The organism is Arthrobacter sp. UYP6, assembly GCF_040547315.1.
Classification (GTDB): domain Bacteria; phylum Actinomycetota; class Actinomycetes; order Actinomycetales; family Micrococcaceae; genus Arthrobacter_B.
In genome coordinates this window covers 31,188-49,592 of the sequence record NZ_JBEPPM010000012.1, presented here as the reverse complement: position 1 = coordinate 49,592, position 18,405 = coordinate 31,188, and the positions used below count along the sequence as shown (strand labels likewise).

Sequence of the window (18,405 nt, the reverse complement as noted above, 5' to 3'; positions counted from 1 at the left end):
CATGGACAGGAGCATCACCATGAGTACTGAAGTTCCAGGGCAGGGCGGATCCCCCCAGCGGGCCGGCAAGGAGCGGGCACCGGAGGGACTAAAGAAGGTTGTTGCGGCGTCAATGGCCGGAACCGTGGTGGAGTGGTACGAGTTCTTCCTTTACGCGGCGGCCTCCACACTGGTCTTCGCCAAGCTGTTTTTCCCCAATGCCGAAACCGAACTCGACGGCATCATTGCCGCCTTCGTTACTTATGCCGTCGGCTTCGTGGCCCGCCCCATCGGAGGCATTGTTTTTGGCCACTTTGGCGACAAATTCGGGCGGAAAAAACTGCTGCAGCTGAGCATCATCCTGGTGGGCGTCTCCACCTTCCTCATGGGCTGCCTGCCCGGCTTCGATCTGGTGGGCTACTGGGCGCCGGCCATGTTGGTGACGCTGCGCTTCATTCAGGGTTTCGCCGTGGGCGGTGAATGGGGTGGGGCGGTGCTCTTGGTAGCGGAGCACAGTCCCAACACGTCACGCGGCTTTTGGTCCAGCTGGCCCCAGTCCGCGGTGCCGATGGGTAACCTGCTGGCCACCGGTGTCCTGTTCCTGCTCTCTGCCATGCTCTCCGAGGACGCGTTCCTGGGCTGGGGCTGGCGTGTGGCCTTCTGGCTTTCGGCGGTCATTGTGCTGGTGGGCTACTACATCCGGACCAAGGTCAGTGACGCCCCGATTTTCCTGGAAGCCCAGAAGGAAGTGGAGGAGGAAGCCAAGGGATACGGCGTCATCGAGGTCTTCAAGCGCTACCCGCGCGGTGTCTTCACCGCGATGGGCCTGCGGTTCGCCGAGAACATCCTCTATTACCTGGTGGTGACGTTCTCCATCACCTATCTGAAGCTGGTTGTGGAGGTGGACACCTCACGAATCCTCCTGCTGCTGCTGGTGGCCCACCTCATCCACTTCTGTGCTGTCCCGCTCGTGGGACGGATGTCGGACCGGTTTGGCCGGCGCCCGGTCTATCTGGCCGGCGCCGTCCTGGGTGCCACCTGGGGCTTCTTCGCGTTTCCCATGATGGACACTGCGGACAACCTGGTGATCCTGGCGGCCGTCACCATCGGGCTGCTGTTCCATGCGCTGATGTACGCGGGGCAGCCGGCCATCATGGCCGAGATGTTCCCCACCCGGATGCGCTATTCGGGGGTCTCGCTGGGCTATCAGGTGACGTCCATCGTTGCTGGCTCGCTGGCACCGATTATCGCTACGGCGCTGCTGGAGAAATACGACTCGTCCACTCCCGTGGCCATCTACCTCCTGTGTGCCTGCGCCGTTACCGCCTTCTCGGTGCTGATGCTGCGGGAAACCAACGGTATTTCCCTGCAGGACGTTGATGCTGCGGACGCCCGCGGAACCGCGGACCTGCTGGCGGCGTCGAAGAGCACGGAGGACAAGTCCCGGCCCCGCACGTAACTGTGCCTGCTTGATCCGGCTCTTGAACACCCCGGAGCCGGATGACATTCTAGGTCCGGCACCTGCGGCTAATGCCGGTGCCGGAAAAGCAAAGGAGCTTTTGATCATGGCTGCAGTGGGATGGGTTGGACTGGGAAACATGGGCGGCTACATGTCGGCCAACATGGTCAAAGCCGGGCACACCGTGCGCGGCTACGACCTGAACCCCGCAGCGGTGGCTGCCGCCGGCGGGCAAGGTGTTCAGCCGGTGGATAGCATCGCCGCCGCGGTGGACGGCGCCGACGTTGTCTTCACGATGCTGCCCAAGGGGGAACACTCCCGATCCGTGTATCTGGGCCCGGACGGGGTGCTGGCACACGCCGGCACCGACACGCTGCTGGTTGATTCCTCCACCATTGATATCGAGTCCGCACAGGCACTGCACGACGCCGCCGCTGCCGCCGGCTTCCGTTTTGTGGATGCGCCGGTCTCGGGCGGCATCAGCGGTGCCGAAGCCGGCACACTGACCTTCATGGTGGGCGGTGAGTCCGGCCCGGTGCAGGAAGCCGCTGCCTATATCGAGCCAATGGCAGGAAACATCATTCCCACCGGCGGAGCCACCACCGGCCAGGCGGCCAAGATCTGCAACAACCTGATGCTCTTTATCAACCTGGCGGCCACCTCCGAAGGTGCTGTCCTTGCCAACCGGCTCGGTCTGGACAAGCAGGTGTTTTGGGACATTGCGTCGGTGTCCTCGGGGGACAGCTGGGCGTTGCGCACCTGGTATCCGATCCCGGGAGTGGTGGCCTCGGCCGCCTCCAACAACGACTTTGCCCCCACCTTTACGGCCGAACTGGCGAACAAGGACATCAATTTAGCCATTGCCGCAGCCCGGGACACCGGAACTCCGCTGGAAATCGGCGAGCATGTCCAGCAGCTGTTCCAGCGGCTGGTGGACGCCGGGCAGGCCGCCAGGGACTGTTCCATGATCGTGTCGCTGGTGGACGGCAGCCTGAACGAAAAGGCTGCAACCGGGAACGGTACTCCCGCCGGAGTCAGCACCCCTGCCACCCCAGCGGGGCACAGCGGAGCCGGAGCAGAGGTGTCCTCCGGCGGGCGGAGCTAGGAGCTGCCGGCTGATTGGCGCCCGATCGTGCTGGCGCGTCCGGGTGGCCGCGTATCACTATGGGTGAATGTGGATGGGCATCATCGAATGTGATCTGCTGTTGGGCGACGTGCACTCCCTCAAGGGCAAACGTTCCGTCATCCGGCCCATTCTGGCGGAGGTGCGGCGCAGGTTCGAGGTGTCCGTCGCGGAAACCGGCGACCAGGATCTGCACCGGCGCGCGAGCCTGGGTGTGGGGCTCGTCGCTGCAGACCGAGCGCATGTCACTCAGGTGCTCGACGCCGTCGAGCACCTGATGGCGTCGCGGCCGGAAATTGAACTGCTCAGCGCCCGACGGCGGGTGTTCAGCTCCGAGGACTGGTAACCGGGAAAGACCGCTGACCCAACAGATGCAACCACCGGTGCAAACGGACAACCGGGTGGCAGCTCGGAAGCGAGTTGGCTTCCCCGGCGGCCCTGCTGCGGGAAGAGTTGACCAATCCCGCGGGTGGTAGGGAACAATTGGGCGGGTGAGTCTTTCCCCGGTACAGCCCAAGAAACCAGCAACTCCGTCCGCCTCGCGCCCGCTCCGGTCCGCGGCCAAGGCCGGCACGGCCGCCGACCAGGTCACTGACCGTGTCTGCGGCCAGATTGCCGCGGAACTGGGGGTGGCCCCCTGGCAGGTGTGCGCCGCCGTCGACCTGCTGGACAGCGGTGCCACCGTTCCGTTCATTGCCCGGTACCGCAAGGAGGCCACCGGAACCCTGGACGATGCCCAGCTGCGCGAACTTGATGAGCGGCTGCGGTACCTGCGCGAGCTGGAAGACAGGCGGCAGTCCGTCCGGGAAGCCATTGACGGCCAGGGCAAGCTGACCCCGCAGCTCAGCGACGCCATCGACGCTGCGGATACCAAATCCCGGCTCGAGGACATCTACCTGCCCTATAAGACCAAGCGCCGCACCAAAGCCCAGATCGCCCGTGAAGCAGGATTGGAACCGCTGGCCGAAGCGCTGCTGGCCAACCCCTCGCTGGATCCGGAACGCGCAGCCGCCGGGTATGTCAACGACGCCGTCCCGGACGGGGCGGAAGCGCTCGCCGGAGCGCGGGCCATCCTGATTGAACGCGCAGGCCAGGATGCAGACCTGCTCACCAATCAGCGTGAGCGGCTCTGGAAACAGGGCAAGATGCGTTCACAGGTAAAGAAGGGCAAAGAAGCAGAAGGCCAGAAGTTCGCCGATTATTTCGCGTTCACCGGTTCTCCGGCGAGCATGCCCTCGCATCGGGTGCTGGCGCTGCTTCGCGGCGAAAAGGAAGGCATCCTGGAACTCGAGCTGGCGGAGGCGGACCCGGCGGATGCAGCGGCTCTGGCGGCCGCCCGGCAGAAGTACGAGCGCGCAGTCGCTGGAAGCCTGGGGATCGCGGACCGCGGCCGTCCGGCCGATGCCTGGCTGCAGCAGACCGCGCAGCTGGCGTGGCGGCGGATCCTGGCCAAGCTGTCCGTGGACCTTCGCGTCCGCCTGTTTACCGCTGCGGAAACCGAAGCGGTCCGCGTGTTCGCGGCGAACCTGCGCGACGTCCTGCTGGCCGCGCCGGCCGGCAACCGTCCGACGCTGGGCCTGGACCCGGGGCTGCGCACGGGCGTGAAGGTGGCCGTGGTGGACGGCACCGGCCAATCGGTGGCCACCGACACCATTTATCCGCATGCTCCGGCGCGCAAATGGGACGAGGCACTGTCCCGGCTTGCCGATCTGGTGAAGCAGCACGGGGTGGAGCTGATCGCCGTCGGCAACGGCACCGCGTCCCGCGAAACCGACAAGCTTGCCACCGAACTCATCCGGCTGCTGCCGGCAGCGAATCTGCACAAACTCGTGGTCTCGGAAGCGGGAGCCTCGGTCTACTCCGCATCCGCCCTTGCCTCTGCGGAGCTGCCAGGGATGGATGTTTCGCTGCGCGGGGCCGTATCGATTGCCCGCCGGCTCCAGGATCCGCTGGCTGAACTGGTGAAGATCGACCCCAAGTCGATCGGTGTTGGCCAGTACCAGCATGATGTCAGCGCAGCCAAGCTGGAACGCTCCCTGAACGCGGTGATCGAGGACTGCGTCACCGCCGTGGGCGTTGACGTCAACACCGCCTCGCCGGCGCTGCTGACCCGGGTGGCCGGCGTCGGGCCGCTGCTCAGCGAGAACATTGTGGCGTACCGGAACCAGAACGGGCCCTTTGCCCGCCGTGCCGATCTGAAGAAGGTGCCCAGACTGGGCGCTAAAGCTTTTGAACAGTGCGCGGGTTTCCTGCGCGTCACTGCCGGAACTGAGCCGCTGGATGCCTCCAGCGTGCATCCTGAGTCCTACGGCATCGCCCGCCGGATCCTCGCCGCCGCCGGAACCACGATGAGCCCGGCCGGAGCCTCGCTGGACAATCTGACCCCCTCAGCGTTCGTGGATGAAACAGTGGGACTGCCCACCATCCTGGACATCGTGGCCGAGCTGCGCAAACCCGGCCGTGACCCCCGCCCGGAATTCCGCACGGCTACCTTCTCCGAGGGCGTGGAGAAGATCTCCGACCTTCGGACCGGAATGGTGCTCGATGGTGTGGTGACCAACGTGGCTGCCTTCGGTGCGTTTGTGGATGTGGGCGTGCATCAGGACGGTCTGGTGCATATCTCGGCCATGTCCTCCACCTTCATCTCGGATCCGCACGACGTCGTGAAGTCCGGGCAGGTGGTCAAGGTCAAGGTGCTGGAAGCCGATCCGGAGCGTAAGCGGATCTCGCTGACGCTGCGCCTGGATGACGACGCCGTTGCCGCCGGCCCCGGCGGGCCCAGGACTCGGCAGGACAGTGGCGCCAACGGCCGCGGCACTAACGGCCGCGGCGCCACCGGACGCAGCGGGGCGGCCAAGGCTGACGGCGGTAAGGGATCCGCGCCGCAGCGTACCGGAAAGGCCGGCTCACCCGCGTCGGGCAGCGGGCGCCGCCGCCCGACGGTTCCGGCGCAGGCGCAGGGGCCGATGGCCGAAGCGCTGCGCCGGGCAGGGTTGGCCTAGCCGGGACCGGGACCGGACCGGCAGCCCCTGGCCGGTTCGTTTGGGTTCGGTGGTCGTGCCAGTCAGCCCTTCCCGGCTGCAGCCTCAGCGGCATCGGCGTCCGGCATGAGGTTCCAGGTCTGAAGCCGGCCGCACATCCCGTACACCGGATCCGGGGAGGTGGGAGCGGCGGAGCGCACAACGGCGTGGTGCAGGTGAGTGCCGTCGGCCTGTGCCAGCCGCTCCAGCTGCTCCAGGCTCTGCTGGGCCTGAGCCAGGGGGCCGCTCCGGACAAGAGCGGTCCAGGTATCCACCTTGTCCTGCACCAGGGCAGCGGCCTGCTGATACAGAGGTGCCAGAGCCTGCGGACCTTCGGCTTCGATGCGGGAGCGAAGGGCAAGGAAGCCCTCCATCGCCAGGTCGCGGCGGGCAATAACAGCGGCTTCCCTGGCCTCCACTCCGCCGTCGGACGGAAGGGTGGCCGCTTCCCGGTACCTGTCCGGATCGTTCAGGTACGGCTCGGGAAAGGTGAGGACGGCGTCACCGTTTTCGGGGAGCCCGGAATTCCCCATGACGGCCACAATTTCCAAGGCGCCGTCGTCGTTAATGAGCCGGTGGACGGTGCCGGGGGTAAACCACAACACGGTTCCCGGAGCCAGCTGATGCTCATCAAACCCGGTGGAACTCAGGGTTTGAACCCGGCCGCGGCCACCGACCACAACGTAGCTTTCAGTGGTGGCGGTGTGCAGGTGCGGGCTGCCGCCGCACTGGCCGTCCACCGCATCCCAGGTATAGACATTGATCCGGGTGACGCCGGTTCCGCCCGGAAAACCTGCCGGCCTGCCACCGGTCACGGGCAGCATCAGCGGACCGCCGCTGTGGAGGAACCCAACAGCTGCAGGCTGGCATCGGCCAGCTGCGCTGATCCGTCCACTCCCCGGTCAAGATCAGCAATCACCACGGCGTATTCGTAAGACAGGCTCTGGCCCGGCTCGAAGGTGAGCTCCGTGGAGTAATAGGGGGAGGGGCTGACGACGGCGAAAATTCCGGTGCGGACAAACCACTCAGTGTTCTCAGCCCCGGCATAGGAATTGTTGGGGGAATCCACGAAGACCACGGTGGAGGCACCCCCGTCGCCGTCGTGCTGGCCGCTGAAGGCCATCCACGGGGCGCGGATTCCGTTGAGCTCGTCACCGCCTTTCCGTCCGGGGATGTAAACGGAACCACCGGTGAAGGACCGGGGCCCGCGCCAGAAAAGCCCGCCGTAACCGGCATTTTCGCGGCCCTTGGTGGTGGGGCTGCCCATCACAATGTCTTCTCCGGACACGTTGGTGAAGGAGGTGGAGTAGGTCAGCGCCCAGGCCCGGTCGGCGAGCTCTCCGGGCAGCACTTCCACCGCAAACCGGCGCTGTTCACGGACCCACAGGTCTCCGGCCTGGGTGATCCATTCCAGGTTTTCCACCACCGTGATGCGCTCGCCGGTTACCTCCAGCGAGGCGAAATCAACGTGCTGGGTGGACCCGTTGTTTTCCAGCTGTTCGTACCCCCGGCCCCGGTTGTAGGTGGGGCCGCCCCAAAAGTTCTCCGTGCCTACGTTCGGCAGCGACCAGGCCATGCCCTTGTGCCACAGGTGATCGTGGGGGCGGTAGGTGCTGACCTCCTTGCCGCCGAGGGTCTTGAGGGGATGAAAATAGGGCCGCGGGGATTCAAACTGCGCATCCCACGGGCCGTACACGTACCGGAAAATTTCCTGTCCGTCGAAGCTCACTCTGAGGCTGCGGTCATGCTCGTGCACCAGGGACAATCCGGTGCGGACCGGTTCGGTGGCGGGGGAGGGAAGCTGGGGCATTAGTGGCTCTCTTTCACATCGGCCCACGGAGCGGAGTTGCCGTCCATGGCGCCATAGAAGGGGGAATCAGGGGCGATCTGACCCCGGGATACGGGCTTTTGGGTGAACGCCGAGGCATAGATGGCGGCGATCAGCTCCATGGTCATCCGCGAGTCCGTGCTGGTTACGGGCGGCGCCGCCTCGGACTCGAGGGCGTCGAAGATGGCGGCGAACTGGGAGGAATGCCCTGATGCCCGTCCGGTCAGTCCTTCTTTCCACAGCCGCTCAAGGTCTTCGTGTCCGGGAGCGGGAGTGAGTTGCCAGCTGTCATCCGAATAGCCGTACAGGTGCTCGAGCTCAACGGTGGCGGCGCTGAAATCGAAGCGCAGGTAACTGGTTTCCTTCGGTGCCAGCAGGCTGTTGATGATGGTGGCGACGGTGCCGTTCTCAAAGCTGACTATCGCGGCGGAGAAGTCTTCCGTGTTGGTGGGCAGTGCCTGCCGGGCAGCGACGGCTGTGACCTCGCTCCAGTTGCCCAAAATCGAAAGCAGGAGATCGAACTGGTGGATTCCGTGGCCCATGGTGGGTCCGCCGCCTTCCACCAGCCACTGTCCTCGCCAGGGCAGATCAAAGTAGCTGTCCGGCCGGTACCAGAGCGTATTGCAGATTGCGGTGAGGGGACGGCCAAGGTCGGCTTGACCCATCAGGCGCTTGAGGTTCTCCGCACCGGAGCCGAAGCGGTGCTGGAAGACCGTGGCGAAGAAGGCCTCGGACGCGGCCTCGGCCTCGGCGATTTCGTCCATGTCCGCCAGCGTCAGTGCAGGGGGTTTTTCCGACAGGACGTTGACGTTGCTGCGAAGTGCCTCAATAGCCTGCCCTTTATGGAATCCCGGCGGCGTGCACAGATGTACCAGGTCCAGTTCCTCGGCTGCCAGCAGCTCCGTCAGCGAGGAGTATCGGTGGGGAATATTCCATTTGTCGCAGAATTCGGACAACCGTCCCGGGTCAATGTCGACGGCGGCGACCACCTGGGCTCTGTCGCTGAGGGTGGACATGCTCTGGGCATGTGCGTGTGCAATGCCGCCGGTACCGATGATCGCGGTTCGGAAGGGACGATGTGCCATATGGGGAAGCTCCAGGGTGTGGGAAGAAAAACAGGGAAGGAAACAGAGAAGATGTAACGGACGGGGAAGATGGTGCGGGGCGAAGGGCGGCTAACGCAGGTTGCTCAGGATGGCCAGTACCGCCTCAGCGCCTTGTGCCGGGGTTTGGCTGCCGAAGAGAACCTCGTTGCCGATCCGGGTAAATTCGGTACTGAAGTCGGAGGCATTGGCCGGTGTTACCTGCGGAGGCTTGATGACTTGCTCCTGCATATCGGCTGCAAACTCCAGCGACATGGTTCCGGTGGGAGTCAGCTGAGGCTTCAGGAATTCCTGGATGGCGGGAATGGCCGGAACACCGCGTTCAACCTTGAGAATGGCAGCGGCGTCCTCATCATTGACAAGGAAATCCACAAACTTTGCGGCCTCCTCCGGATGCTCGGTGCGGGAGGAGATCGACCAGTACATGGAGGCTTTATTCACCATGTTCGCTGGCTCACCCTCCTTCTGGGCGGGCAGGCGCAGCAGCAACAGGTCAGAGCCGCTGGCATCCACGAATGCCTGGATTTGGGTGTGGAACTGGAGGTGGAACGCGGATTTGTTGGTGCCGAACAGTGAATCCTCAAGCGTTCCGGTGCTTTCCGCCTGCGCGGAGGCAGACGGTGTTGCACCGGTCTCCATCAGCTGCAGTGCTGTCTCAAAATAGTTCTCCAGTGTTTGCGCGCTGACGGGGGTTTCATCCTCGCGGGGGAAGACTTCCTCTCCCTGCTGACGGGCAAAGGCGCCTAGCTCAGCAGTCTGGGTGCCAAAAAAATCGAATCCATAGATTCCCTGGCCGCCAAGTGTTTCGCTGACCTGGGCGGCCATGTCAAACATCTCCTCCCAGGTCCAAGTGGTGTCATCCGGAACCTGAAGTCCGGCCTGCTTCAGGATTTCCGGGTTCACGCCGACGGAGAAGATGCCCACTCCCACCGGAACTCCCGCCAGGATGTCCTTGACCTCGCCCGTCTGCAGGACGGCGGACTCCATTTCCGAGAGGTCCAGGATCTCTGGCTGAGTGGTGAGGTCCAGCAGGGCCTCACGTTCGCCGTAGGCAGCTATTCGGGTTTCGTCCATCTGGATGACGTCGGGGGCGTCTCCGCCGGCGGTCGAGATGGCCAGCTTGTCCCAATATCCTTCCCATCCGCCCCAGTCGCCTTTGATGGTGATGCCGGGGTTCTGATCTTCGAACTTGTTGATGACCTGCTCGGTGAGTTGGGCACGGGCATCCGCCCCCCACCAGGTGAAGGTGAGTTCCACGGTGCCGTCATTGGCGGAGTCGGAACCGGAGCTGCCGCAGGCGGCCAGCGTGAGTGCCACGCAGGTTGCCGTGACCACTGAGATGTGTCGACGCAGGCGGGTGCTCTGGGACCGCTGGCCGGTGGAGCTTATCGAGTAACGGGTCATATCCGGACCTCTCGTTGACGGGGCGGGGTGCTTCGTTGCCTCCTGCCCAGCGGAAGTGCCTTTCGTCCGGATCGTGCACAGGGTCCGGAAAGCGCTTCCGCTGCGGTCCACCCTTGTATAGAATCAATGTGATGTCAATCACATGAAGTTGGTGTCCCTCACCGGCACCCGCCCCAATCCCCCCATGCCCAAAAAGGCCGGGAGGTGCGTCCTCCCGGCCCTTTGCGGCAACGTTTGTCTTCCTTTGGCGGTGGTGGCCTTCTGTAGGCTAAGCGCCGCCGGCGAGCTTTCCCATCAGGGAAGTGGTCAGATTCTCGAACAGCTCGCGGGGGTTGTTCCAGATCTCTTTGGCGCCCGCATCGCGCAGCTCGGCTTCACTGGTACCGCCGCAGAGCAGGCCGATGGTGGGGATCTTCAGCGCCGCTGCGGCCTTGACATCCCACACCGAATCGCCAACAAAAACCGTCTCTTCAGCTGCCAGGCCGGAGGAGTCCAAGGCCGCCTGAAGAATGTCAGGTGCGGGCTTAGACTCTTCGGCATCCGATGAGCTGGTGGCGGCACTAATCGCCGAATCGGCGTCGATAACCGTGCGCAGCACCGTCAGTTCCGCCTCGGAGGCCGAAGAGGCCAGTACCACCGTCAGCCCGTTGTTGGCGCAGGCCAGCAGGAGGTCGCGGGCGCCGTCGAAGGAACGCAGGGACGGCCACCACGTGGAAAAAATTGCGCCGTGGGTCGCATCGAGTTTTTCGTCGTTATCCTTGTTTCTGTCCTCGCCGAGCAGGTGTTCCACCAGTTTGTCGCCGCCCATGCCAATGGCCCGGTGCACAGCGGACATGGGAACGTCGTGGTCCATCCGCCGGAACGCCTGCCACCAGGCCACTGCATGCAGATAGTTGGAATCAACCAGGGTTCCGTCGACGTCGAAAAGGACGCCGCGCTTGGCGGTGCTGTTGTGGGCCATATGTGTCCTGCCTCCGGGTAAATGGGCGAAATGATGAGGACTTCGAGTCTAGTGACCTGAGGAAGCGCGCGGGCCCAGGAACGTGATGAGTTGTTCCTCCACCTTGCTGCGGTTCTTCAGCTCGCATTCCCAGACCGTGAACGATTCCCAGCCCGCGCCAGCAAGCAATTCCACCGCGGCTGCATCACGAAGCGCCGTTCGTTGACGCTTGTCAGCCCAAAACCCGCTGTTGCTCTTCGGTGCGTGTTGCCCGGCAGGACAGCTGTGAAGGTGCCAAAAGCAGCCGTTGACGAAAACAACCTTGCGGCGGCCGGCGAACACCAGATCGGGTTTTCCGGGCAGCACTTTCCCGCCCGCGGCACCGTGGAGCCGGAAGCGGTAGCCGGCTGCATGAAGTAGACGCCGCACCAGAAGCTCGGGTTTGGTGTCCTTTCCCCGGATCCGGGACATGTTCCTGCTGCGTTGCTCAACGGTGACGGTATCGGCCATGAATCCAGTCTAGGCAGCGCGGATACAGCCTCGACTCCGGAAAGAGCCGGCTGGATGCAGGGCGTGGCACAGCCGGTACGGCGCTCTGCCCTAGCCACCGCCCACAGGATCGGCCTAGGTTTGCTGGTAAATGCGAAACGCGTGAAGGGTTGGCCTATGGCTTCGATTCGGATTCTCGGCACTGGAGGGACCATCGCGTCACGCAGCACTGGGCCCGGCGGATTGGTGGCATCGGAGCGCATCGAAGCACTGATCCGCACACTGTCCCGCCGGCACACGGTGACTGTCCGCAACATTATGGTCAGCGGAAGCTACGGGCTGCAGTTGTCGGACCTGAGAACCATTGCCCAAGCGGCACGGAACGCCGTGCTGGACTCCACCGTGGACGGCGTCGTTATCACCCACGGAACCGACACCATGGAGGAAACAGCCTTCCTGCTGGATCTTGTCCACAGCTCCTCCAAACCCGTGGTGTTCACCGGTTCCCGGCATCCGGCTGACAGTGCGGCACCCGATGGCCCGCAGAATCTCGAGGAGGCGGTGGAAGCAGCAGCCTCACCGGAACTGCGCGGCACCGGCGTACTGGTCTCGTTTGCCGGGGTGGTCAGAGCGGCCCGCGGATTGTTCAACGCCAGCACTACGGCGGCGGATCCATTTGCGGGCGGCACCGAGGTGGCGCATTTCATCGGCGACAGCCTGCATGTGACTGCCAGGCCGCTCCGGCCGCCTCCGCTGCGCATGCCGGGTGAAGAATTCGACAACGCACGGGTCACCGTCATCGATTGCTCGCTCGGTACGGATCCGGATCTGTTCTCTCACGCCGTCCATGCCGGGGCGGACGCCGTCGTCCTTGCCGGCACGGGACTGGGCAACGCCGGCCCGGGTTTCACGGAGGCGGTTCAGGACGCGGTGCGGGCTGGATGTTTTGTGGTGCTGAGTTCCCGGGTTCCGTTTGGGCCCGTAATTCCGACTTACGGGGCCGGGGGCGGGATAGACCTGGTGCGTGCAGGAGCCATTCCCTCCGGCGACCTCAAACCTGCGCAGGCACGCATCCTCGCGGCCCTGCTCACATCGCAGCCGGCCACGCCCGAACAGATCCTCCACGCCCTGACTGCCGCTCCCGGCAGACAGGGCGGGCAGTCAGGATGAGGCCGGTGGGCAGGCTCTACTCGAATGAGGAAAACGAGGGTTCCATGACCCGTAAGCTGGCTTACTATTAAGGGCACAGATGGTACCCCTTACAAGGAGGTAAGAGATGTCGGGCTACTTTAAGCTGGTGGACGCCCACGACGGCGCTTTCCGGATTAAGCTCATTTCCGGGGATGGCGCCCTGATGGCGGTCTCAGCGATGTTTCCGACCAAACAGGCGGCAGTTGCCGGAATTGAATTGATGCGTGAAATCGCCGGCACCGGCCCCGTTGTCGATCAAAGCCACGACGCCGATGTGCTGGGCGACGCGAGCCGCAACGATGGAAGGGCGCGGGCATCCTGACAGGACCGGCATAAGTTTGCTCAGAAGTCTGAAGCCAACAGGCCCGGGATTCCATGGAATCCCGGGCCTGTTGGCTGCCCCGACTCGGCGCAGAGGCTTTTACCGTCGCGGCGGCTACTTCTTCTCGGCCTCGTCTCCTTCGGCGGCATCCTGGGTGTGCTGACGCTGCGTATCGGCCTCCGCTGACGTCTCTCCTTCGGAAGGAGCCTCAGTGTGGGTGCGGTCCTGATCATCGCCTGTTGCGGGGTTTTCCGTCTCAGTCATGGTTTTCTCCAGTCAGCTCAGGGGCGGACACCAGCTCTGCGGAAGAGCAGCCCAATCGGACTCCGTCAGCCCATAGGACTCAGTCTAGGAAGTGGTGCTCCAAGCAGAAAGGGGAAACCGCGAAGTGGCCGGCCCCCACGGAGCGGGCCGGCCCAGACCCCCGCTGCACCCACCAATATCGGGCCTAGCCAGAGGGTGGAACTGCCGGTACCGTGAACCGGATGCAGCCAACCACAGACGCAGACGTCATAGTTGTCGGAGCCGGGCTGGCGGGGTTGGTGGCAACCTCAGAGCTGGTGGACGCCGGCCGTTCCGTCATTCTGGTGGAACAGGAGGGGGAGGCGAGCCTCGGCGGACAGGCCTGGTGGTCCTTCGGCGGACTCTTCATGGTGGATTCGCCCGAACAGCGGCGGCTGCGGGTGCGGGATTCCGTGGAGCTGGCTTGGCAGGACTGGCTTGGAACGGCAGGTTTTGACCGTCCGGAAGACTACTGGCCGCGCCGTTGGGCGGAGGCCTACGTACATTTCGCTGCCGGGGAAAAGCGTGCCTGGCTCCACGAGATGGGCCATCGGATCTTTCCGGTGGTGGGCTGGGCTGAACGCGGCGGCTACGGCGCCACCGGCCCGGGCAACTCCGTCCCCCGCTTCCACGTCACCTGGGGCACCGGCCCGGGCATCACCGCACCCTTCGAAGCGAAGGTGCGCGACGGCGTCGCCCGCGGACTGGTGCGGCTCGCTTTCCGCCACCGGATGGGGGAACTGGTGGTGAGCAACGGCGTCGTCGCGGGTGTGCGTGGCAGCGTGTTGGAGCCAACGACGGCGGTCCGCGGCGCTGCGACCAGCCGCACCCCGACGGGGGACTTCGAGTTCACGGCCGGCGCCGTGGTTGTCACCACCGGTGGAATCGGCGGCGACCATGCCCTGGTGCGGGCGGTGTGGCCGAAGCGGATGGGCAGCGCACCGGAAACGATGCTCAGCGGAGTGCCCGGCTACGTGGACGGCAGCGGTATCACGGCCAGCGCCGCGGCCGGCGGCCGGGTCATCAACCCGGACCGGATGTGGCATTACGTGGAGGGGATCAGGAACTGGGATCCGGTGTGGGCCAACCACGGCATCCGGATTTTGCCCGGTCCGTCCTCGCTCTGGCTGGATGCCGCCGGTAACCGGCTGCCCGTGCCCCTGTTTCCCGGCTTCGACACCCTGGGGACGCTGGAACATTTGCGCACCACCGGTCACGAGTACAGCTGGTTCGTGCTGAACACGGCGATCATCCGCAAGGAGTTTGCGCTCTCCGGGTCAGAGCAGAACCCGGACCTGACCGGCAAATCCGTGCGGGATGTGCTGAGCCGTGCCACGGCCGGCGTGCCCGGTCCGGTGCAGAAATTCATTGACCACGGTGAGGACTTCATTACCGCCGGTTCGGTCGAGGAACTGGTGGCCGGCATGAATGCGCTGGCGAAGGACTCTACCAGCGGTGCTGCTCCGGTGCTGTCCACTGAGGCGATCCGCGGCGAGCTGGAAGCCCGGGACCGGGAAATTCAGAATCCCTTTACCAAGGACAGCCAGGTTACTGCCATCCGCGGGGCACGGAAGTACCTGGGGGACCGGCTCATTCGCACGGCGGCTCCGCATCCGATCCTGGATCCCAAGGACGGCCCGCTGATTGCGGTTCGGCTTTCGGTCCTGACCCGCAAGACCCTGGGCGGGCTGGAAACCGATCTGGACTCCCGCGTGTTGGGGCTGGACGGAAACCCGGTGCCGGGGCTGTTCGCCGCCGGCGAAGCGGCGGGCTTTGGCGGCGGCGGGATGCACGGCTACCGGTCCCTGGAAGGGACGTTCCTGGGCGGTTGTCTGTTCAGCGGGCGAATAGCCGGACGCGCTGCCGCCCGGTAACAGCTCAAGTGGCCGCACGGCTCCGGGCGTCTGCCATACTCGGGGCATGGGTGCATGGGGGACAGGTATTTTTGCCAACGACACAGCTGCGGATATTCGCGGGGAGTACCGGGAACATCTTGAGGATCAGGTTCCTGACGAGGATGCGACCCGGCGTGTTGTGGAATCGTTCGCTTACCTTCTGCGCCAGGATAACGCCGGCGAGTTGTGGATGGCGCTCGCGGCCGCGCAGGCCCAGGTGGGTCGCCTCGATGACGGGGTGTTGGCCGCTGCGCTTGTTGCGATCGACCAAGGGAGCGGTCTGGACGTGTGGGCAGAGGCGGGACCTGCCGACCTTGCCCAGCGAGTGGCTGCCCTTCAGAAACTGCGACACCAGCTCACCGGACCGCAACCGGAACGGAAGAAGCTCCGCCGACCGTGGCGCCATGAGGAAACCGAACTCGCAGCGGGCGACGTCCTGAGCTATGCGGATGACCAGGGCCGCATGACACTGTTCCGCGTAGCCGGAATTAAGCGGGCACGGGTGGGTGACATGCCGTGCCTCGAATGGCTGGACTGGACCGGAAGCAGTGCTCCCGGCGCGCGGCAGCTCGCCCTGCTGGCGCCGATCCAGGCTCCGGCCCATCCCGGCATGCCACAACGCCCCGTCATTGACCACGTGCACCGGTTCCGGAAAAAGGATCCGGATTGGCGGGCCTGCGGATTTGTCCTTGTGACCCGCCTGCCGAACTGGCCCAGCAACGACGAGCTCCAGCCTAATTTCTCTTCCGGGTGGCGGGCCCTGAGCATAACCGCGCAGGACCACCTTTCCGGCAAGCAGCGTGCTGGGATCATTCCGGGGGTTACGGGGCCCCGCTGAGGTGTAGGGACGTGTACCCAAACGAGTAGGCCACACCGGGCTGCGGTCCGTCTCCGCCCGACGCGAAGCCAACGGGCCCGTCAATGTCGCCGCCGTCGACGGGACCAGCGTTGTCAACGTCACCACCGGCACCGAGCAGGCTCCGGGTCAGGGCTTCACCCTGACCCATGAGCTCCCGGACTGCGGCGGCCAAATGTTCGTCCCCTGGCTGCTCGCCGGCGTCCACGGCGACCAGCACGGCTCGGCGGACCAGCTCCCGGGCGAAGGACGCCGTGGCGCCCTCGGACTGCTCCGCGGCAGCCTGCAGGGCAGCCTCGGAGAAGACCCCGTCCGGTGCGTAGAGTTCCAGCAGCCGCACCCGGTTTTCCACGTCGGGCAGTGGAATTTCCACGGCTAGGTCCACCCGGCCTGGCCGCTGCACCAGAGCCCGCTCCAGCGCCTGTGCCCGGTTGGTGGTCATCAGGAACACCACGTCGGCGTCGGCATCGAGTCCGTCCAAGGCGTCCAGAACTTCAAAGAGCAGCGGCTGAGGCCCGTGGCCCATGTCCCGGTCCTCGGCCACCAGGTCAATGTCCTCAAGGATCACCATGGACGGCGCCATGGCGCGGGCCAGCCGGGCCGCCTCGCCGACGGCGTGTAGCGAGCTGCCGGCCAGGAGCACCGCCGTCGTGCCCTCGCTGGCGCTGAGCAGGTGACGAACAGTGTGGGTTTTTCCGGTGCCGGGCGGCCCGTACAGCAGAACGCCGCGCTTCAGATGCTGTCCGTGCTTCCGCAGAATTTCCCGGTTTGCCGCAATGCCCAGGACATGCCGTCCCACCCGGTCCAGGATGCCGTCGGGAAGAATCACCTCGTCAGCCGGCAGCGAGGGGCGGGGCAGGAACGTGACACCGGCACCCTGCTGGCCGTAGGGGTCAAAGGCGAAGGAAACCACCTGTCCGCGCAGAATGCTGTTGGTCCGCAGATCCTCCTGTATGGCTGCCAGGAACCGCGCGGCCGCTTCCCGCTCCGGGGCCAGCACTGCAATGTCCGTCCCGTTGCGTCCATACTGCGGGTTGGCGCCGCGCTGCAGCACCGCCAGAGGAAAGCCCTCATAGACAAACAACCGCAGTCCCAGCGTCACCACTTCGCGGGTGCTGTCCGGCCCCACAGCGAGATTTACGAAATCCGGCTGACCCACGCCGACCGGGCCATACTCCTGCTGCACCAGGTCCGAGAGGGACTGGTGGTGACGCTGCTGTCCGCCGCCCACGCCGATCAGCCGCGCCTTCGGGTCCTGCCCGGAGATCTTTTCGACGGCGATGTCCAGATCCGCGAAACGGTGGACCGGAAAGTCCTGGGTCAGGATCGGGAGCTCGGCCGCAGATACACCCAGATGCCCAGTCAGCGCGTCCAGAAGAAGCTCGCGTCCCGGAGATGCTGTCCGGTGCGCCTGCGCCAGTTCGATGGCGCGGTTGAAGTTGCGAAGAAATTCCCCCAGTTTTTCGTCCATGCAGGCAGAGCCTAGCAGGAAGCGAAACGGGGAACAGATATCCGGGAGAAGGACTGTCCCGCGCAGACGACGACGGCGCCTCCCAAGCGGGAAGCGCCGTCGTCGTTGGTGCTGGGCTGAGCCTTAGCCCACCAGCTCCACCAATGCCGGGTAGGAGGACTGCGCACCTTCGCGGGTGGCGGCCAGCGCACCGGCACGGGCCGCGAACGTTGCGGCGTCCGCCAGCGAATCCCCGGCGGCAAGTCGCGCGGCGGTGGCCGCCGTGAAGGCATCTCCGCAGCCGGTGGTGTCCACCGCGGTGACCCGGGTGGGTGCCACGGTCACCACGCGGTCCGCGCCGGTTGCCGTCCCGTCGAGGACAACGGCGCCCTCTCCGCCCAGCGTGATGATGGTGCGCCGCACGCCCAGTTCATCGAGCGCCGCGATCACCGCTTCCCAGTCCGAAGCAGGATCGGCCAGGCCGGTTACGAGTGCCGCTTCGTGGGTGTTGAGCAGCAGCACGTCGGTGAGGAACAGCAGTTCGGCCGGAACTTCCCGATACGGGGAGAGATTCAGCAGGACCTGGGCGCCGGCGTCGTGCCCCGCCTTTGCCGCAGCGGTTACCGCTTCCAGCGGAACCTCCAGGCTCAGGCAGAGGACGGCGGCGCCCTCGAACAGATCAGCCGGCAGCTCAGCGCCGGTGACGGTTCCGTTGGCACCCGGGGAAACGATGATGGTGTTTTCCCCGGCAGCGTCCACCACAATCATGGCGGTGCCCGTTGCGGTATCCGTGCGTCGCAGTACCCGGGAAGCATCAACGCCCGCGTCCGCTGCTGCCTGCAGCAGCAGGTCCCCGTGTCCGTCGGCGCCCACGGCACCGAACAGCCGGACCTCGGCGCCCAGGATGGCAGCGGCAGCGGCCTGGTTGGCGCTCTTTCCGCCTGGAACAATCACCAGTTCGGAGCCGTTGAGGGTTTCCCCGGGCTGCGGGAAACGGTCGGTGCGGACGGTCAGGTCAGCGTTGAGCGACCCTACAACTACAACTTTTCCGGCGAACATGCTTC

Annotated in this window: 17 protein-coding genes; 8 read left to right on the top strand and 9 right to left on the bottom strand. The window is 65.1% G+C overall.

The genetic code is table 11. The features are described 5' to 3' along the window. Positions 1-19: 19 nt before the first annotated feature. The 4 genes from ABIB35_RS11485 to ABIB35_RS11470 all read left to right on the top strand — a co-directional run bounded on the left by ABIB35_RS11485 (position 20) and on the right by ABIB35_RS11470 (position 5,563). Positions 20-1,438, top strand: a complete 1,419-nt coding sequence (locus ABIB35_RS11485) for an MFS transporter (RefSeq protein WP_354181489.1) — start codon at positions 20-22, stop codon at positions 1,436-1,438. A 106-nt stretch (positions 1,439-1,544) separates the two neighbouring features. Beyond that, complete coding sequence (gene mmsB / locus ABIB35_RS11480) at positions 1,545-2,543, top strand: 3-hydroxyisobutyrate dehydrogenase (protein WP_354181488.1); 999 nt, start codon at positions 1,545-1,547, stop codon at positions 2,541-2,543. A 67-nt stretch (positions 2,544-2,610) separates the two neighbouring features. Next, on the top strand, positions 2,611-2,907 hold the full coding sequence (locus ABIB35_RS11475; protein WP_354181486.1) for a DUF503 domain-containing protein: 297 nt from the start codon (positions 2,611-2,613) through the stop codon (positions 2,905-2,907). 145 nt (positions 2,908-3,052) lie between these two features. Next, a complete protein-coding gene (locus ABIB35_RS11470; protein ID WP_502915778.1) occupies positions 3,053-5,563 on the top strand; it encodes a Tex family protein in 2,511 nt (836 codons plus the stop codon). A gap of 62 nt (positions 5,564-5,625) precedes the next feature. Here the strand turns inward: ABIB35_RS11470 and ABIB35_RS11465 are convergent, their stop codons facing one another. The 6 genes from ABIB35_RS11465 to ABIB35_RS11440 all read right to left on the bottom strand — a co-directional run bounded on the left by ABIB35_RS11465 (position 5,626) and on the right by ABIB35_RS11440 (position 11,366). Further along, on the bottom strand, positions 5,626-6,396 hold the full coding sequence (locus tag ABIB35_RS11465; RefSeq protein ID WP_354181484.1) for a cupin domain-containing protein: 771 nt from the start codon (positions 6,394-6,396) through the stop codon (positions 5,626-5,628). Positions 6,397-6,404: 8 nt separating this feature from the next. After that, the gene (locus ABIB35_RS11460; protein ID WP_354181482.1) at positions 6,405-7,391 is read right to left on the bottom strand and encodes a DUF6807 domain-containing protein; all 987 of its coding nucleotides are present in this window, start codon (positions 7,389-7,391) and stop codon (positions 6,405-6,407) included. Then, a complete protein-coding gene (locus tag ABIB35_RS11455) occupies positions 7,391-8,494 on the bottom strand; it encodes a Gfo/Idh/MocA family protein (RefSeq protein ID WP_354181480.1) in 1,104 nt (367 codons plus the stop codon). Before ABIB35_RS11455 ends, ABIB35_RS11460 begins: the two co-directional genes overlap by 1 nt. 90 nt (positions 8,495-8,584) lie before the next feature. Then, the gene (locus tag ABIB35_RS11450) at positions 8,585-9,916 is read right to left on the bottom strand and encodes an ABC transporter substrate-binding protein (protein ID WP_354181479.1); all 1,332 of its coding nucleotides are present in this window, start codon (positions 9,914-9,916) and stop codon (positions 8,585-8,587) included. Positions 9,917-10,184: 268 nt separating this feature from the next. Further along, on the bottom strand, positions 10,185-10,877 hold the full coding sequence (locus ABIB35_RS11445) for an HAD family hydrolase (RefSeq protein ID WP_354181478.1): 693 nt from the start codon (positions 10,875-10,877) through the stop codon (positions 10,185-10,187). 48 nt (positions 10,878-10,925) lie between these two features. After that, entirely contained in the window at positions 10,926-11,366 is a 441-nt protein-coding gene (locus ABIB35_RS11440; protein WP_354181476.1) for a very short patch repair endonuclease, read from the bottom strand. A 156-nt stretch (positions 11,367-11,522) separates the two neighbouring features. Here ABIB35_RS11440 and ABIB35_RS11435 point away from each other — a divergent pair, with 156 nt between their 5' ends. Together ABIB35_RS11435 and ABIB35_RS11430 are read left to right on the top strand one after the other, a co-directional pair. Continuing rightward, positions 11,523-12,515, top strand: a complete 993-nt coding sequence (locus ABIB35_RS11435) for an asparaginase (RefSeq protein WP_354181475.1) — start codon at positions 11,523-11,525, stop codon at positions 12,513-12,515. 106 nt (positions 12,516-12,621) lie between these two features. Next, on the top strand, positions 12,622-12,858 hold the full coding sequence (locus ABIB35_RS11430; RefSeq protein WP_354181473.1) for a YegP family protein: 237 nt from the start codon (positions 12,622-12,624) through the stop codon (positions 12,856-12,858). 114 nt (positions 12,859-12,972) lie between these two features. On the opposite strand, the gene ABIB35_RS11425 is transcribed toward ABIB35_RS11430, so the two are convergent. Further along, on the bottom strand, positions 12,973-13,122 hold the full coding sequence (locus ABIB35_RS11425) for a hypothetical protein (RefSeq protein WP_354181472.1): 150 nt from the start codon (positions 13,120-13,122) through the stop codon (positions 12,973-12,975). Between the two features lie 221 nt (positions 13,123-13,343). On the opposite strand from ABIB35_RS11425, the gene ABIB35_RS11420 reads away from it, so the two are divergent. Beyond that, positions 13,344-15,014: an FAD-binding dehydrogenase gene (locus tag ABIB35_RS11420; RefSeq protein ID WP_354181470.1), complete on the top strand. Its 1,671-nt coding sequence runs from the start codon at positions 13,344-13,346 to the stop codon at positions 15,012-15,014. A gap of 46 nt (positions 15,015-15,060) precedes the next feature. Beyond that, positions 15,061-15,873, top strand: coding sequence for a hypothetical protein (locus ABIB35_RS11415; RefSeq protein WP_354181469.1), 813 nt, complete (start codon positions 15,061-15,063; stop codon positions 15,871-15,873). On the opposite strand, the gene ABIB35_RS11410 is transcribed toward ABIB35_RS11415, so the two are convergent. Both ABIB35_RS11410 and ABIB35_RS11405 read right to left on the bottom strand, forming a co-directional pair. Next, entirely contained in the window at positions 15,857-17,362 is a 1,506-nt protein-coding gene (locus ABIB35_RS11410) for an AAA family ATPase (protein WP_354181468.1), read from the bottom strand. The two genes, ABIB35_RS11415 and ABIB35_RS11410, sit on opposite strands and share 17 nt — an antisense overlap. 123 nt (positions 17,363-17,485) lie before the next feature. Then, complete coding sequence (locus ABIB35_RS11405; protein ID WP_354181466.1) at positions 17,486-18,400, bottom strand: ribokinase; 915 nt, start codon at positions 18,398-18,400, stop codon at positions 17,486-17,488. Positions 18,401-18,405: the final 5 nt, after the last annotated feature.